This is a genomic window from Flavobacterium sp. AED (genome assembly GCF_000812945.1).
In the GTDB taxonomy this organism is placed as follows: domain Bacteria; phylum Bacteroidota; class Bacteroidia; order Flavobacteriales; family Flavobacteriaceae; genus Flavobacterium.
The window spans coordinates 228,760-243,895 of the sequence record NZ_JSYM01000001.1 but is presented as its reverse complement, the minus strand read 5'-3'; the positions used below and the strand labels follow the sequence as shown (position 1 = coordinate 243,895).

Genomic DNA, 15,136 nt, shown 5'->3' with positions numbered 1-15,136 from the left:
AATAGTTACAAAAGCACAAAATCTTTAATATTCTTACTAATTTAGTCGTTGAAATAACTTTCATTATGAGACAAAAATTTTTCGTTTTAGGAATTGCTGCATTTATAATTACTTTGAGTATTTACTTATATTTTAAAGTAGGCCTATTTTTATTGGTCTTTTTATTGATTCTATTATTGATTGGTTATGCCAATAGTATTCAACAGAAACATGCTATTTTAAGAAATTTTCCTGTTTTAGGTTATTTTAGATATTTATTTGAAACGATAGCACCCGAAATTCAGCAATATTTTATCGAGCGTTCCACAGATGGAAAACCATTTTCAAGAAACCAACGAACTTTGGCTTATCAAAGAGCCAAAAATATTGATGCAACGACCCCTTTTGGAACACAATTAAATTTAAATCAATCGAGTTATGAGGGAATTAAACATTCTATTTTTCCTGCAAAAGTAAATGAAGAATTGCCCCGAGTTCTGGTGGGAGGACAAGATTGTACACAACCTTATTCCGCTTCGTTATTAAACATTTCGGCAATGAGTTTTGGTTCTTTGAGTCAAAATGCTATAATGGCTTTAAACAAAGGGGCCCTCAAAGGTAAATTCTATCACAATACAGGCGAAGGTGGTCTAACTGAGTTTCATCAACAAGGTGGAGATATCACTTGGCAAATAGGAACAGGATATTTTGGTTGTCGCGATGACAGAGGTGGTTTTGACGGAGGCAAGTTTGCTGAAAAAGCAAACTTACCAGAAGTAAAAATGATTGAAATTAAATTATCACAAGGAGCTAAACCAGGACATGGCGGTGTTTTGCCAGCTGCAAAAAACACAGTAGAAATAGCTAAAATAAGAGGTGTACAACCACATACAACGATACTTTCTCCACCTGGTCATGCTGCATTTTCAGATACAAAAGGGTTAATAGAATTTATTGCAAAATTACGGTTGCTCTCTAATGGAAAACCAATTGGTTTTAAATTGTGTATTGGCGAAACCAGCGAATTTGAAACGATTTGCCAAGAAATGATTACTCAAAATTGTTTTCCTGATTTCATCACCGTTGATGGTGCCGAAGGTGGAACTGGCGCTGCGCCACTTGAATTTGCGGATGGTGTAGGAATGCCATTTGAACCAGCGCTTATTTTTGTAAATAAAACATTAGTGCGTTTTGGGATAAGAGACAAGATACGCATCATTTGCAGTGGTAAAATAATTTCAGGCTATTCCATTCTTAGAGCTGTTGCGCTTGGTGCTGATATGTGCAATTGTGCACGTGGATTCATGTTTTCTTTGGGATGCATTCAAGCGTTGCGATGCAACAATAACACATGCCCTACTGGAGTTGCTACACAAGACAAAATGTTAATCAAAGGATTGGTTGTAACAGATAAATCAGAACGGGTTTTCCATTTTCATAAAAACACGCTACATGCTGCTAATGAACTCCTAGCTGCTGCCGGTAAAAAAAGTTTTGCCGATGTTGATATTAATATTTTTATGCGTGGCGATGAATTTGCTCATTTATCAGACTTGTATTTTCCTGATAATTTAAAGAATGTAACAAGACACTAAAAAAAATAAACAAAAAAGGAGGGCGTCTATAGCCCTCCAATTGTTGATTCTGATTTACCATTATCTAACTTATACTTTAACTCGTATAGCTGACTATTGAATTATCATATCTTATTGCAAGATTGATATACTCAAGTAATTAATCAAAATCACACTCAAAGATACAATTTAACCCTGCATTAAATCTTACAAATCAGACTTTTAACTAATCATTAACGTGTCAATTTCAATACTAAAATCATAATTCTTAATACATTATTACAGTTAAAATTATTTTAGTAAATTTTAATAAAAATTGTTTTTGATAAAATTATATTAGAAAAATAGAAAATTACTATTTTTAATATTTAGGCATAAAAAAGGAGGTCTTATACAGACCTCCTAGTTTAGATTTTGGTTTGTTGTTATCTACTGATACCTTTCGGTAATCGTGACTATCAAATACGCTTTTCTTTGCAGATAGGTATATTCAAAAACAAATCAAAATCATACTCAAAGATAAGGCGAATTTCATTTCAAACAACTCTAAAAAAGCAATTTAACCAATAATTAACGCATTGATTTATAAAATTTTAAATAACATCTTAGTTAGCTCTTCCCTGATAAATAAAAAATATAAAACTCCTGAAAAAATGGATAAATCCTTAGAAAATTAAATCACTATACTTCAGTAATAGCCGCAAAAAAAGGAGGCCTTTTTAAAGGGCCTCCGATTGTAGATTTTGATTCACCATTTATCAACTCATACCGTTCAGCATGAAAGGACTATTTGAATAAGCTTCTCTTTTCAGATGGTTTTACCCAAGTGATTAATCAAAATCACACTCAAAGATACAACTTATGTTAGTTCAAATAATTTAAAAACAACACTTTAACCATTAATTAACGTGTTGTTTTTTAGCCGTTTAATCCATAATGTATTTTTTGAATTCCAAATAAACTAGAGATCCTTATTGCCAATAAACATTTCGAACCGCTTTGACGGCATTCCAATGAAATAATTAAAAAAATGTATCTTTGAAGCCTAATTAAAATCAATAAAATGCAACTCGTTTTCGCTTCCAATAACAAAAATAAAATTCTGGAAATACAAAGTATGCTTCCTGATACAATCAAAATTCTAAGTTTAGAAAGCATCGGTTGTCATGAAGAAATTCCTGAAACAGCAGATACTATTGAAGGCAACGCCATTTTAAAAGCTAATTATGTAACCCGCAACTATGGCTATGATTGCTTTGCAGATGACACCGGACTTGAAGTGGATTCTTTAAATGGAGAACCTGGAGTTTTTTCTGCACGATATGCTGGTGAACAGCGCAATGCTGAGGATAATATGAATAAATTATTGGAGGCCTTATCCGATAAAAATAACAGAAAGGCACAATTTAAAACGGTCATTGCATTAAACTTAAATGGCAAACAGCATCTTTTTACAGGAATTGCCCGAGGTGAAATTACTTTAGAAAAGAAAGGCAATCAAGGATTTGGCTACGATCCTATTTTTAAACCCGAAGAATTTCAGGAAACTTTCGCCCAATTATCATTAGACATTAAAAATAAAATTAGTCACAGAGGAAAAGCGACACTCCAGCTAATAGACTTCCTGAAAGCAAATAAATAAATTTTTACAATACAACATTTTTATAACAATATATCCGATTTTGAGTCGTAATTTCACATTGAATTCTTAAAGCAAAAACTATAATTTGCAAATTAAAAACATAACTTTCTGATAATCAAATTACAATAAATCATTAAATCTTAAAATAGCATTAGTTTATATGAATTATAAACAGTAATTTTGCACCCTATTTTAAAAATACATATGAATAAATTTGAACAATTAGGATTGAGTGAATCGTTACTGAAGGCGATTTTAGATCTAGGATTTGAAAATCCGACCGAAGTACAGGAGAAAGCGATTCCCCTATTATTGGAAAAAGACACAGATATGGTTGCGTTGGCTCAGACAGGGACAGGGAAAACGGCAGCTTTTGGTTTTCCAGTTATTCAGAAAATTGATGCCAACAACAGAAACACACAAGCATTAATTTTATCTCCAACACGCGAACTTTGTTTGCAGATTACCAACGAAATTAAAAACTACTCTAAATACGAAAAAGGTATTAATGTGGTAGCAGTTTACGGTGGAGCTAGCATAACAGAACAAGCGAGAGACATAAAGAGAGGCGCACAAATTATTGTGGCAACTCCAGGAAGAATGCAAGACATGATTAATAGAGGTTTAGTAAACATTTCTCAAATCAACTATTGTATTCTTGACGAAGCTGACGAAATGTTGAACATGGGTTTCTACGAAGATATCGTAAATATCCTTTCTACAACGCCAGACGAAAAAAACACATGGTTATTCTCTGCAACAATGCCTGCTGAAGTAGCACGTATTGGAAAACAATTCATGACTGACCCAATTGAAATTACAGTTGGAGCTAAAAACTCAGGTTCTGCTACCGTTTCTCACGAATTTTACCTTGTAAATGCACGTGACCGTTACGAAGCTTTGAAACGTTTAGCTGATGCTAATCCAGACATTTTCTCAGTAGTTTTTTGTCGTACCAAAAGAGATACGCAAGCCGTTGCTGAAAAATTAGTTGAAGATGGATACAGCGCTGCTGCATTGCACGGAGATTTATCTCAAGCGCAACGTGATGGTGTAATGAAATCTTTTAGAGGAAGACAAATCCAAATGCTTGTAGCTACTGATGTTGCTGCGCGTGGAATTGACGTTGATAGCATTACTCACGTAGTAAACTACCAATTACCTGACGAAATCGAAACGTACAATCACCGTTCAGGTCGTACAGGTCGTGCTGGAAAATTAGGGACTTCTATTGTAATCGTTACTAAAAGCGAATTGCGTAAGATTTCTTCAATTGAAAGAATCATCAAACAAAAATTCGAAGAAAAAACAATCCCTTCTGGAATTGAAATCTGCGAAATCCAATTATTACACTTAGCTAATAAAATTAAAGATACAGAAGTTGATCACGAAATTGACAACTATCTTCCTGCAATTAACAGCGTACTTGAAGGTTTATCAAAAGAGGAATTAATCAAGAAAATGGTATCGGTTGAATTTAACCGTTTTATCAATTATTACAAGAAAACTAGAGATATTTCTAATCAAGCTTCAGGTTCTGAAAGACGTGAGCGTGATGATAGAGATGGTGCTCCAAGAGAAAACAACAATGGTGGTGCAACAAGATATTTTGTGAACATTGGTTCTAGAGACAATTTTGATTGGATGTCATTGAAAGATTACTTGAAAGAAACATTAGACTTAGGTCGTGATGACGTTTTCAAAGTAGATGTAAAAGAAGGTTTTTCTTTCTTTAACACAGATCCGGAACATACTGATAAAGTAATGGAAGTATTGAACAACGTACAATTAGAAGGACGTAGAATCAATGTTGAAATTTCTAAAAATGATGGTGGCGGAAGACGTGACCATAACGGAAGAAGTTCTGGTGGTGGTTTTGGCGGAGGTCGCTCAGGCGAAAGAAGTTCAGCTCCACGAAGAGAAGGTAGTTTTGCACCAAGAAGAGAAGGTTCTGGCGGTGGTGGTTTCAGAAGCGATAGAAATTCAGCTCCAAGAGAAGGTGGATTTGGCGGAAGAAGCGATTCTAGAAGCGCTGCTCCAAGAAGAGAAGGTGGTTTTTCATCTGACAGACCTAGAACTGAAGGTTCATCTGACAGAGCACCTAGACGTTCTGAAAGCTTTGGTGATTCACCAAGACCAAGAAGACCAAGAAGAGACTAACATCTATTGTTAATTTTCTTATAATTATATACTGGAACTACAAAATATTTAATCCTCTTTTACTACTTTTAAAGTTTTAAATCAGTTTATGAAATATTTTGTAGTTTTCTTTTTTTTAGTACTATCTGCAACCGCTGTCGCACAAGTAACAGAACTCTCCCAAAAAGTCAATGGTATTATTATCAACAACAGCACTAAACAGCCGTTGTCTAATGTAAACATCATCAATATCAACAAAGTACGCGGAGCAACTACCGATTCAAGAGGATATTTCGAAATTGATGTACAACCAAACGACACTTTACACTTTACCAGTTTAGGTTTCCAATCTTTAAGAGTCCGAGTTACTAATGACTGGATAAAAAATAAAAGCACAAAAATTCAACTTACCGAAAAAGCAATTGCGCTAGAGGAAGTAATCATCAGACCTTTTAATTTAACGGGATATCTCGAAGTTGATTCTAAATTAATTCCAACAAAAGAAAACTACCGTTACAGCATTTCAGGATTAACGCAAGGGTACGAAGCAGGTGAATATTCTCCAAATGCCTTCGGAAGAGTGCTTGGCTCTATCTTTAATCCAGCGGATATGCTTTATAATTTCTTTGGTAAAAACCCAAAGGAACTCAAAAAGCTAAAAGAAATGAAAAAGGATGACACGGTTCGAAATCTACTCGAATCTAAATTCGACAGAGAAACCATATCGGTACTTCTTGGTGTGGATAAAAATGAATTAGCCGAAATTTTACAACGTTGCAATTACTCTGACGCTTTTATACAAACAGCAAATGATTTACAAATTATGGATGCCATAAGTGGCTGCTATGAGGAATATAAGATTCTAAAGAAAAAATAATATGACGCCTACAGGTTTTTAGTCTAAAGATAATTTCAATCCTCAATCACGAAAGTAGTTGGGGATTTTATTTTAAAATACTTAAATTCGAGTTTTAGCTAAAATTAATTCAATAAACAAAATCCATGTCTAACATACCTTTCCAAGCCATCAATTGGGACAAAATAGAAAGAACAGAACATAAAGGCGAAACAGGAACAGCCTATTGGCAAACGATACAATTAGGAGGGTTACGAATTCGGAAAGTTATTTATTCTGACGGTTATTTAGCCGACCATTGGTGCCAAAAAGGACATATTGTACATTGCCTCAAAGGTGATTTCATCAGCGAAATGGAGAACGGAGAACAAACAAATCTGTCTAAAGGAATGACTTATGTAGTTTCTGATGATTTAAGCTCACATCGCTCTATTGCTACTAATAGAGTTGAATTATTAATCATCGACGGGGATTTTTTGAAATAATATTTAAAACAAATCAAAAATATTATATACATTTACTTACATCAAAATTAAAAACAAAATTTAAATACCTATATCATGGCAAAAAGTCAAGACGCTAAGAAAACTTTGAAAAAAGAACCTCTGAAAACTGCAAAGGAAAAGAAAGAAGAAAAAAGAGATAAGAAGAACAGTCCTAAAAGAGACTAAAATTCAGTGTCAGTTTGAAAGAAGTGTTCAGTTATAAATACTGAACACTTGTTTCAATAACTGGATATTATTTTACCGGAATATTAGCTAAAATTTCCAAAACAAATTTCCAAAATTTCTGAGAAGAAGAAATACTCGCTCTTTCATCTGGAGAATGCGCACCGTGAATCGTTGGTCCAAAAGAAATCATGTCCATTTCAGGATAATTAGTTCCCAAAATTCCACATTCTAATCCTGCGTGACAAGCCACAACTTTTGGTTTTTCGTAATTTTGTTTTTCGTAAATCGCAACAAGCACATCTAAAATCTCCGAATTTACATTTGGAGTCCAACCTGGATAAGAACCGGAAAGTTCTACTTCACAACCTACTAATTCAAAAGCGGAACGCAACGAATTAGCTAAATCATATTTAGACGTCTCTACAGAAGAACGGGTCAAACATCCTATTGAAATCTCACCATCTTTGATGATTACCCTTGCAATATTATTAGAAGTTTCTACCAGATTTTCCATATCGGCACTCATGCGATACACGCCGTTGTGCGCTGCGTAAATTGCTCTGATAATTCCTTCCTGAACACCTAAATCCATTACTTTTTTTGGTAAATCGCATTTCACGATTTCGATAGTTAAGTTTGGTTCTGTAGTTTTAAATTCGTTTTTGATATCGTTGATGATTTCTTGCATATCAAAAATATAAGCTTCATCAAACATTTCGGAAATAATCACTTTAGCAACACTTTCTCTAGGAATAGCGTTACGCAAACTTCCTCCGTTAATTTCCACCACTTGCAAACCGAAGTTTTCAAAAGCGTCAAACAACAAACGGTTCATTATTTTATTGGCATTACCCAACCCTTTATGGATATCCATTCCTGAATGTCCTCCATTCAATCCTTTTACGGTAATAATATGCCCAACAGAACCTTCGGGAACTTCTTCTTCATGATAACTTCTTGTTGCTGTCACATCGATTCCACCGGCACAACCAATGTCAATTTCATCGTCTTCTTCCGTATCTAAATTCAAAAGAATTTGACCTTGCAGAATTCCTCCTTTTAAGTTCAAGGCTCCTGTCATTCCAGTTTCTTCGTCAATGGTAAACAAAGCTTCAATAGCAGGATGCGGAATATCTTTGCTTTCCAAAATTGCCATAATTGTGGCAACACCAAGGCCGTTATCAGCACCAAGAGTCGTTCCTCTAGCACGAACCCAGTCTCCATCCACATACATGTCTATGCCTTGTGTATCAAAATCAAAAACGGTATCCGCATTTTTTTGATGCACCATATCTAAATGACCTTGAAGCACAATCGCTTTACGATTTTCCATTCCTGGAGTAGCCGGCTTACGAATAATTACATTCCTGATATCATCTTCAAAAGTTTCCAATCCCAGACTGTTTCCGAAATTTTTCATAAACTCAATCACACGCTCTTCTTTTTTAGAAGGACGGGGCACCGCGTTCAAATCAGCAAACTTATTCCAAAGTGCTTTGGGTTCCAGATTTCTTATTTCTTGGCTCATTTATTTTTGTTTGAGGTTTAACATTTACAAGCCCCAAAGTTACAAAGTTTAAATTCTTTTTCGATACTAATTGATATTGTAATTATCTTTACATATTCAAAATTCATCAAGTGAAACCAAAATATTTTCTTCCTTCCTTTCTTTTTCTCCAAATAATACTTTTGCAGATTATTCCTTTTTTTCCGGAATGGGTGGAGCAATTTTATAGCAATGGTCTGTATCCAATGATTGCTAAATTTTCGAGAATAGTTTTTGGTACAATTCCTTTTTCTGTGGGTGATTTTATTTATTTTATTGTAATTTTCCTTATTTTGATATGGTTTTGGAACAATCGAAAATCCTGGAAACAAGCCTGGAAAAACAACATTTTATCTATTTTAAGTTTTGTTTCCGTTTTTTATTTTTTGTTTCATATTCTTTGGGCATTCAATTATTACCGTCAACCCCTTTTTGAGAAAATGGCCATTAAAAAAGAGTATTCTGATGCTGATTTATTGGCTTTCACCAAGAAACTAATCACCAAAACTAACGCAATTCAAGGTCAGATTACAAAAAACGATAGTTTAAAAGTGATATTTCCTTACTCGCAAGAACAGGTTTTTGAAATGAATTTAAATGGTTATAAAAACCTATCCAATCATTACCCTTATTTTACTTATAGTCATTTGAGTACTAAAAAATCGATTCTCAGCCTGCCTCTGGCTTATATGGGTTTTGGCGGTTATTTGAATCCGTTTACCAATGAAGCTCAAGTAAATGACCTTGGACCGATGTATAGTTTTCCAATGACCACCAATCATGAAATGGCGCATCAAATGGGTTATGCCAACGAAAGCGAATGTAATTTTATTGGATTTTTAGCTTCAGTAAAAAATGATAATTTATACTTTCAATATTCAGGATACAGCATGGCTTTACGCTATTGTTTAAGCAATTGGCAAATTCGAAATGAAAAAGTATTTAAACAATTACTTAAAACTGTTCATCCGGGAATTTTGAAAAACTACAAAGAAAGTGATACCTTTTGGAAGCAATATGAAACCCCAATAGAAACGGGATTTCATGCTTTTTATGACAATTTTCTGAAATTAAACCAACAAAAAGACGGTATGGAAGGATACAGTAAATTTGTCAATTTGATGGTGAATTATTATAAAAACGACAATAGGCTATAAACACAAACCGCTTATAGCCTACTTTTTTTTTTAAAAATTTTGCTTAAATTATATTTTTTCAAGTAATAATCCTGTAGCTGTTAATCCTGGACCAAATGCCATTGCAACAACTTTTGTTCCTGATTTTATATTTGGATCATTTACAATTTCGTTAAAAATATGTGGTATCGTTGCTGATGACATATTCCCAAGACGGCGCAATATTTCATATGACCAACTAGCCTGATCTTTAGACAATCCAATTGCATCTATAACATAATCAATGATTTTTGGTCCACCAGGATGTATTGCAAAATGCATTTTGGATTTCTCTTTATCTAGGTCAATATCAACTTTCTTGCAAAGTGCGGTCAAAAACGGTTTGATGTTTTTACGAATAAAAACGGGAACTCGTTTAGAGAGCGTCATTAAAAAATTATATTCCCCTAAATCCCAAGACATATCCTCTAATGAATCTGGAATAATTACCTCATGAGCCGCTAAAATTCGCAATCCTTTTTTCTCCGGAAAGGAATCATCCTCCATAAACGATTCTTCATCAAATAAAGAATATCCTATGAATCCATCTGCAAAAAGAGAGCAAATCATGGTATTTGAATTGGAAAATTCAACTAAATTTAAATGAGCCGACAATAATTCAGTGTGAACTACATCAACTCTACCTTTAGTTTCACTAGAGCATAGCAAACTTCTGCCGGTACGAATTGCTGGAAAAGCACCGTAACATCCCATATGGTAGGAATGGGTAACTTGAACCGTTTCCCAATCTCTTTCTATTACGGCTTCTTGCGCAACACTGGGAGAGGAATAACCGGAACAAGTAACATGAATTAGATTTTCCGGGCTTGAAATTGTATTTGAGTAAAATTCATCAAAAACATATCCCATTTTTCTTTTAAACCATTCCATCCGGACCTCGATTTTAGGGCCATAAAGATTTCCTGGCTTCACTTCAAAACCAACAGGAAAATGGTATTCAGAAGGCAAAGTAATATCCATTTCATTTTCAATAAAATTCTCAACCTCTTCAAAAATTAAAATTTGTCTGCTATTTATGCTTTCTGAAGAAACGGAATATTTATCTACATGATCTGATATAGACTCAAAACTAACTGGCTCGACACCATCACTTCCTGAAATACCCGATTGTGGGTGATTTTGAAAATGATAATAGAGAAATTTTGTGTACTGATTGAGCTTTGTTTGGTCTATTAATTTTCCCACCAAAATGGGATGAAAATTGGAAAGGATAACTCTTTTCATTAATTATAACTTTGTTTAAAAACAAAATTAATTCAAATCTCATTCCAAAAATAGTCTCTTAAACACTCATAATTCTTAATTATCGTAATTAACTGATAATCAATTAATTAAAAATATTATAATTTTGTTAAAATATTGAAAATCAAATCATTGTAAGAATGCTTTTACGCCTAAAAAACGTTGATTATCTGACCTGTAAGAATGATATCACAACTTTAATTTATTGGTTTTAAAGTTTTTATTGTTTATCCCGAAGATCGTATTTTCAAGTTAATTCAAACGTCAATAAAAATTGATATCGTAAATATTCTTGCTTTCAAAATACTATTAAAGCAGATAAAATTGAAGCTACTCATTTAAAGATAAAGGCTTGTATTATGTATTTTTGACTTGTTGCTACGCTTACTATAAATATTGCTTAATTTGTACACAAGAAGCATTTTCTACTTTTATTTCAGTTCCCGATTTTTTTAATAAACCCGTAACTGAATTACGCTTAAAAACTATTACATCACCACTTGATTGATTGGCTACTATTAAAAACTTACCCGTTGAGTCAATAGTAAATATTCTTGGGGTTTTTCCAAAAGTAGATTGATATCCAATTGTTTTTAACCTACCATTGCTTTCTATGGAAAAGATTGCAATATTGTTTTCTTCTCCACGATTTGAAGCATATAGAAAACGCCCATCAGGTGAAATATGAATATCTCCGCTATTAAAACCTTCTTTAAATTCCTCAGAATGAGCATTAATTCTTTGAATAGCATCTAATTTCCCATCTTCATACTTATAAACGCTTATCGTTCCCGTAAGTTCTTCAACACAATAGGCAAATTTTCCATCAGGATGGAATGTAAAATGTCTTGGTCCGCTTCCTAATGTGGTTTGCGTAAAAGGGTATTGATTTTCTGAAAGAGGTTGTTCTTTAGCACAATCAAATCGATAACTTCTAATTTTATCGGCACCTAAATCAGGTAAAAATATAAAATCGTAATTAGGAGAAAAAACCGCCGAATGTACATGGGAACGGTCTTGTCTTTCTTTGTTGATACTCCCTTCCGAATAGGAAAAATTTTGTGCTATTGGATTTATTTTGCCATCAGTAGTTATTGGATAAACAGAAACACTTCCCTGAGTATAGTTAGCATTTATAAGCCATTTTTCATTTTTATGAACCGAAAGATACACCGGATTTTCACCACCACTTTTTTGACTGTTAATAAATGTTAGCGTCTTATTTTGAGGTTTAAATTCAAAACTACTGACACTTCCTGCATTTGGTGTTTTTGTTTCTGTACACGCAAAAATATATTTTCCATTTGGAGATACCGTTAAATAGGAAGGATTCAGTATATTTTTGACTGATGTAATTTTCTTTAAATTACCTGTTAAAGTATCCAATTGAAATACATATATTCCTTCTTTATTTTTATCCGAATTATAAGAGCCAACAAATACATAACTATTCTGCGAATAGAAATTAAAACTAATAAAGAAAGTAAATAAGAAAGTTGCAATAGTTTTAGTCATTTTTAATTTGATATATTAAGAATTTAGAATTAACTCAAAAACCTAATTTATTTATACTTCATCACTAGTAAATGTCGTGAAGCTTTTCTTTTTGTATGGTCGAATAATCAATCTTCCTTCGCGGTCAAAACGAATGTAGTTGTACACCCAATTCAAGAAAACTACCGCTTTGTTTTTGAATCCAATTAAGGAGAATAAATGCACAAACATCCAGACAAACCAAGCAAAAACTCCACTAAAATGGTATTTTGGCAAATCGACAACGGCTTTATTTCTTCCTATGGTTGCCATTGCGCCTTTGTCATTGTATTCAAAAGCTTCCATCGGTTGTTTTCTAATTAATTTAATTATGTTTTCTCCCAACAGTTTTCCCTGTTGCATGGCGGGTTGTGCCATCATGGGATGTCCTTGCGGATACGCTTCGCTTTCCATTGATGCAATATCACCTATGGCAAAAATAGTATCATAACCTACTACTTGATTGAATTCGTTTACTCGAATGCGTTCTACTTTTTCAACAAGCGAATCACCATCTAGCCCAGCCACAATAGCTCCTTGTACGCCTGCCGTCCAGATTACCGTGGCAGTTTCAAAAGTCAAATCAGAATTAGTAATTATGGTACGACCATCATAATTAGTAACACGGACGTTTTTCCAGATTTTCACCCCAAGACTTATTAGAAATTTTTCGGCGGCCTGCGAGGAATCCTCACTCATGGTATTTAGAATTCTATCGCCACTTTGTATGAGATTAATCTCCATTTTGGCAATATCAAGATCGGGATAATCTTTTTGCAAGATGGCTTTTTTCATTTCGGCCAAAGCGCCAGCCAGCTCTACTCCTGTTGGTCCACCTCCAACAAGTACAAAATTAATAAGACTATTTCGTTCGGCTATATCAGTGGTTAAAACGGCTTGTTCGAAATTTTCAAGAATAAGACTGCGAATATTGAGCGACTGTGGTATGGTTTTCATGGACATACTATTGCGCTCTATTTCTTTGTTGCCAAAATAATTGGTTTTGGAACCTGTTGCTATGACTAGATAGTCATAAGACAGCTCCCCTATTTCTGCTTTAATTTTTTTATTTTCTGTATCTATTTCTTCTACATTAGTCAGTCTAAAATAAACATCATCATATTCCTGAATAACTTTCCGTATAGGATATGCGATGGAACCGGCTTCGAGTCCGCCTGTAGCCACCTGATACAATAAGGGTTGAAAAGTATGGTAGTTGTGTTTGTCTAAAAGAACAACTTGCACTTCCTTATCTTTTAGTTTTCTGGCCAGTGCAAGTCCTGCAAAGCCTCCTCCTATAATTACTATTCTGGGTAAAGCTGAATCTGGGATGTTCATATTTAAAAAGTTCTGAATTGTTGATACTCAAAGATACAATGTTTTACAACCTTGAATTCTATCAATTATTATCAAAATTTTTATTTTTGGAAAAAGTCATTAAAAAAATTAAACGTGTAAATTAGCCCCGATGGTAATGGAAATCCTTTCTAGTGCTGATTTTTCAGCACTAGAAAGATTGTAATGTACAGCGGGAGGAATGCCTATTGTAAATTGAAAAGTTTGTGCTACCAGAAAAAAGGTGCTACTTTGTAACAAAATCTATTTTTGGATTACTAACGTATATATGAGTGATAATCTAGAACATTCTTTTGTAAAGCAGTTGCAGGAAAATCAGAATATAATCCACAAAATTTGTAGGTTGTATACTAATGGCGATGATGCACATAAGGATTTGTTTCAGGAAATCACGATTCAGTTATGGAAAGCTTTTCCAAAATTCAGAGGCGACAGCAAATTTTCTACTTGGGCCTATCGAGTCGCTTTGAATACAGCCATTACTTTGTATCGAAAGACAAAACGATCGATAAGCACCATTGAATTTGAGGGAAGACAGCATTTTACTCATGATATTGAGTATAATTATGAGGAAGAAGAACAGATAAAACTCATGTATAAAGCGGTATATCAATTGAATGACATTGAAAAAGCATTGATTTTTATGTATCTGGAAGATAAAGATTATACCGAAATAGCGGAAACATTAGGAATTAGTGAAGTAAATGCAAGGGTGAAAATGAACAGAATAAAAGGGAAATTAAAAAAAATATTAAATCCATTAGGAATATGAAAGAGCTGGATTTATTAAAAAAAGATTGGCAGAAGAATGACAGTTCTTTTACGCCTGTTTCAGAAATTGAGATTTACAAAATGATTCATAAAAAATCATCTTCGATAGTGAGATGGATTTTGATTATCAGCATTTTGGAAATTTTACTATGGACATCGATTAGCTTATTTTTTAATTCGGATGATTATTTAAAAAAGATCAAACACGATGAGCTAATAAAATATTTTGAAGCATTAACCATTTTTAATTATGGCGTGATATTGGTTTTTATTTATTTATTTTATAAAAACTACATCCTGATTTCGACAACTGTTTCTACCAAACAGTTGATGAAAGACATCCTGAAAACAAGGAAAACAGTCCAATGTTATGTTTGGTATAATCTTGGAATGATAGTTTTTAGCTTAATTATAGGTTTTGTAATTGCTTTTACTTACAATCCTGATGTGGCTGTTTTAAGAGACAAAATTGCCAATGATGGAAAAATTATGGCCATCACTATAGGCATTCTACTGCTGACAATCGCTGTGTTTTTTGGGATATTCTGGTTGTTTTACAGGTTATTGTATGGAATCTTGTTAAGGAGATTGTATGCTAATTACAAGGAATTGAAAAAGATAGACCTTTAGT

At 33.6% G+C, this 15,136-nt stretch carries 12 protein-coding genes; 8 read left to right on the top strand and 4 right to left on the bottom strand.

Features of this window, described 5'->3' with window-relative positions; all coding sequences use genetic code 11:
- Positions 1-65 precede the first annotated feature (65 nt).
- From OA85_RS01090 to OA85_RS01070, 5 genes are all read left to right on the top strand, one after another.
- Complete coding sequence (locus OA85_RS01090) at positions 66-1,574, top strand: FMN-binding glutamate synthase family protein (RefSeq protein ID WP_039107521.1); 1,509 nt, start codon at positions 66-68, stop codon at positions 1,572-1,574.
- A gap of 1,042 nt (positions 1,575-2,616) precedes the next feature.
- Positions 2,617-3,195, top strand: a complete 579-nt coding sequence (locus tag OA85_RS01085; protein ID WP_039107519.1) for a non-canonical purine NTP diphosphatase — start codon at positions 2,617-2,619, stop codon at positions 3,193-3,195.
- A 204-nt stretch (positions 3,196-3,399) separates the two neighbouring features.
- Positions 3,400-5,355 carry a DEAD/DEAH box helicase gene (locus OA85_RS01080; RefSeq protein ID WP_039107517.1) on the top strand — a complete coding sequence of 652 codons (1,956 nt, stop codon included), beginning with the start codon at positions 3,400-3,402 and terminating at the stop codon, positions 5,353-5,355.
- 88 nt (positions 5,356-5,443) lie between these two features.
- Entirely contained in the window at positions 5,444-6,211 is a 768-nt protein-coding gene (locus OA85_RS01075) for a carboxypeptidase-like regulatory domain-containing protein (protein ID WP_039107515.1), read from the top strand.
- A gap of 125 nt (positions 6,212-6,336) precedes the next feature.
- Positions 6,337-6,675 (top strand): DHCW motif cupin fold protein, encoded by a 339-nt coding sequence (locus OA85_RS01070; protein WP_039107514.1) that lies wholly within the window; start codon positions 6,337-6,339, stop codon positions 6,673-6,675.
- Between the two features lie 253 nt (positions 6,676-6,928).
- Here OA85_RS01070 and OA85_RS01065 read toward each other — a convergent pair whose 3' ends face one another.
- Positions 6,929-8,389 (bottom strand): aminoacyl-histidine dipeptidase, encoded by a 1,461-nt coding sequence (locus tag OA85_RS01065; RefSeq protein WP_039107511.1) that lies wholly within the window; start codon positions 8,387-8,389, stop codon positions 6,929-6,931.
- Between the two features lie 110 nt (positions 8,390-8,499).
- On the opposite strand from OA85_RS01065, the gene OA85_RS01060 reads away from it, so the two are divergent.
- On the top strand, positions 8,500-9,564 hold the full coding sequence (locus tag OA85_RS01060; protein WP_039107510.1) for a DUF3810 domain-containing protein: 1,065 nt from the start codon (positions 8,500-8,502) through the stop codon (positions 9,562-9,564).
- Between the two features lie 48 nt (positions 9,565-9,612).
- On the opposite strand, the gene OA85_RS01055 is transcribed toward OA85_RS01060, so the two are convergent.
- The 3 genes from OA85_RS01055 to OA85_RS01045 form a co-directional block, all read right to left on the bottom strand.
- Positions 9,613-10,827 (bottom strand): 3-oxoacyl-[acyl-carrier-protein] synthase III C-terminal domain-containing protein, encoded by a 1,215-nt coding sequence (locus tag OA85_RS01055; RefSeq protein WP_052257104.1) that lies wholly within the window; start codon positions 10,825-10,827, stop codon positions 9,613-9,615.
- Positions 10,828-11,232: 405 nt separating this feature from the next.
- Complete coding sequence (locus OA85_RS01050) at positions 11,233-12,360, bottom strand: lactonase family protein (RefSeq protein WP_039107508.1); 1,128 nt, start codon at positions 12,358-12,360, stop codon at positions 11,233-11,235.
- A gap of 51 nt (positions 12,361-12,411) precedes the next feature.
- Entirely contained in the window at positions 12,412-13,716 is a 1,305-nt protein-coding gene (locus tag OA85_RS01045) for an NAD(P)/FAD-dependent oxidoreductase (protein WP_039107506.1), read from the bottom strand.
- Positions 13,717-14,002: 286 nt separating this feature from the next.
- Between OA85_RS01045 and OA85_RS01040 the strand changes: the two genes are divergently transcribed.
- Positions 14,003-14,506, top strand: a complete 504-nt coding sequence (locus OA85_RS01040) for an RNA polymerase sigma factor (protein ID WP_039107505.1) — start codon at positions 14,003-14,005, stop codon at positions 14,504-14,506.
- Entirely contained in the window at positions 14,503-15,135 is a 633-nt protein-coding gene (locus tag OA85_RS01035) for a hypothetical protein (protein ID WP_039107503.1), read from the top strand. The genes OA85_RS01040 and OA85_RS01035 overlap by 4 nt, the downstream gene beginning before the upstream one ends.
- Position 15,136 lies beyond the last annotated feature (1 nt).

Excerpts from the sequence above, each read along its gene's own strand:
- OA85_RS01090 (WP_039107521.1), top strand. The coding sequence starts at position 66 with ATGAGACAAAAATTTTTCGTTTTAGGAATTGCTGCATTTATAATTACT.
- OA85_RS01085 (WP_039107519.1), top strand. The coding sequence starts at position 2,617 with ATGCAACTCGTTTTCGCTTCCAATAACAAAAATAAAATTCTGGAAATA.
- OA85_RS01080 (WP_039107517.1), top strand. The coding sequence starts at position 3,400 with ATGAATAAATTTGAACAATTAGGATTGAGTGAATCGTTACTGAAGGCG.
- OA85_RS01075 (WP_039107515.1), top strand. The coding sequence starts at position 5,444 with ATGAAATATTTTGTAGTTTTCTTTTTTTTAGTACTATCTGCAACCGCT.
- OA85_RS01070 (WP_039107514.1), top strand. The coding sequence starts at position 6,337 with ATGTCTAACATACCTTTCCAAGCCATCAATTGGGACAAAATAGAAAGA.
- OA85_RS01065 (WP_039107511.1), bottom strand. The coding sequence starts at position 8,389 with ATGAGCCAAGAAATAAGAAATCTGGAACCCAAAGCACTTTGGAATAAG.
- OA85_RS01055 (WP_052257104.1), bottom strand. The coding sequence starts at position 10,827 with ATGAAAAGAGTTATCCTTTCCAATTTTCATCCCATTTTGGTGGGAAAA.
- OA85_RS01050 (WP_039107508.1), bottom strand. The coding sequence starts at position 12,360 with ATGACTAAAACTATTGCAACTTTCTTATTTACTTTCTTTATTAGTTTT.
- OA85_RS01045 (WP_039107506.1), bottom strand. The coding sequence starts at position 13,716 with ATGAACATCCCAGATTCAGCTTTACCCAGAATAGTAATTATAGGAGGA.
- OA85_RS01040 (WP_039107505.1), top strand. The coding sequence starts at position 14,003 with ATGAGTGATAATCTAGAACATTCTTTTGTAAAGCAGTTGCAGGAAAAT.
- OA85_RS01035 (WP_039107503.1), top strand. The coding sequence starts at position 14,503 with ATGAAAGAGCTGGATTTATTAAAAAAAGATTGGCAGAAGAATGACAGT.